Source organism: Pseudonocardia sp. NPDC049635 (assembly GCF_040659795.1).
Lineage (GTDB): Bacteria > Actinomycetota > Actinomycetes > Mycobacteriales > Pseudonocardiaceae > Pseudonocardia.
Map to the genome: position 1 here is coordinate 1 of NZ_JBFAON010000057.1, position 1,408 is coordinate 1,408.

The 1,408-nt window shown below is 71.4% G+C and carries 1 protein-coding gene; it reads left to right on the forward strand.

Annotated elements, in window-relative coordinates; translation table 11 throughout:
• The first annotated feature begins 297 nt into the window (after positions 1 to 297).
• Positions 298 to 1,389, forward strand: coding sequence for an IS110 family transposase (locus tag AB0J24_RS28740; protein ID WP_358687010.1), 1,092 nt, complete (start codon positions 298 to 300; stop codon positions 1,387 to 1,389).
• The last annotated feature ends 19 nt before the right edge of the window (positions 1,390 to 1,408 follow it).

Genomic DNA, 1,408 nt, shown 5'->3' on the forward strand with positions numbered 1-1,408 from the left:
GGCTGTGAGACTCGAGAGCAGCTGGCCTGGGGCTGGCTGGCAGGGTCGGTGTTGTGATCTTCGGTCCGAGCGTGGCTCCTGGTAAAGGTGGCCTCGCCCAGCGGGTGCCCGAAGTGAGATCTGCCCGCTCGGATTCGGAGACGCGGCGCCGGCCCTGCCGTTCTCGATGGCCTGATCAGAAGCCTGTCCGGTCCGTTGCCGCGGACCGTGACCCGTCACAGTACTGCCGCGAGAGCACCTCACATCCCGGGCCGGCGCCCGTCACGGACGCTCTCCCGGAACAGGACGAACACCCGCATGCCCATCGTCGCACCCACCACCACCGCCGCTCTCGTCGCCGAGAGCTACGACCTGCTCGTCGGCGTCGACACCCACGCCGCCACCCACACCTACGCCATCGTCGACGCCGCCACCGGTGCACTGGTCGAGCACCGCGAGTTCCCGACCAGTCCCGCCGGGCTGCGCCGCGCCCAGGACTGGATCAACCGGCGCACCGATCACGGCACGGTCCTTGTGCTCGTCGACGGCGCCGGCTCCTACGGCGCGGTCCTCACCGAGCAGCTCCTCGCCGCCGGCACCGACCTCGCCGAGGCACCCGACATCACCAGGCAGGTCCGCCACACCAGCGGCAAGAGCGACATCATCGACGCCGCCGAGCTCGCCCGCGCCGCCCGCGGCCTGCAGACCAGCCAGCTCCGCCGCCCCCGCCAGGGCGGAGACCGCACGATCCTTCGGGTGCTGTCCACGGCTCGGGACCAGATGACCGGTGAGCGCACCCGCACGATCAACGCGCTCACCGCGCTGCTGCGCACCGTCGACCTCGGCGTCGACGCCCGCCGAGCACTCTCCGCGGCGACGATCGCCACGATCGCGGGCTGGCGCACCACCACCGGCACCGCGACAGCCCGGACGGTCTGTCGCGGCGAGGCGATCCGCCTGGCTCGCCGGGTCCGTGCTCTCGACACCGAGCTGGCCGCCAATCACGCCGCGCTCACCGCCGCCGTCAGCGCCCAAGCCCCCGAGCTGCTCGAGGTCCGTGGTGTCGGACCGGTCGTCGCCGCGACTGTCCTGCAGGCCTGGTCACACCCCGGCAGAGTGCGCTCCGAGGCCGCGTTCGCCTCCCTCGCCGGCGTCGCCCCGCTGCAAGCCTCGTCCGGGAACACCCGCCGTCACCGCCTCAACCGAGGTGGTGACCGCCGGCTCAACCGGGCGCTCTACACCATCGCCCTGACCAGGCTCGGTCACGACCCACGCACTCGCGCCTACCGAGCCCGCCGCGCAGCCGAGGGCGCCACCAAACGCGAGATCATCCGCATCCTCAAGCGCTACATCAGCCGCGAACTCTTCCGGCTCCTCACAGCCACCCACACATCCCCGATGACCACTTGACAGTCATAGAAGCATCTCA

What these genes read in the sequence shown, in the direction of transcription:
- AB0J24_RS28740 (WP_358687010.1), top strand. Translation starts at nt 298, where the DNA reads ATGCCCATCGTCGCACCCACCACCACCGCCGCTCTCGTCGCCGAGAGC.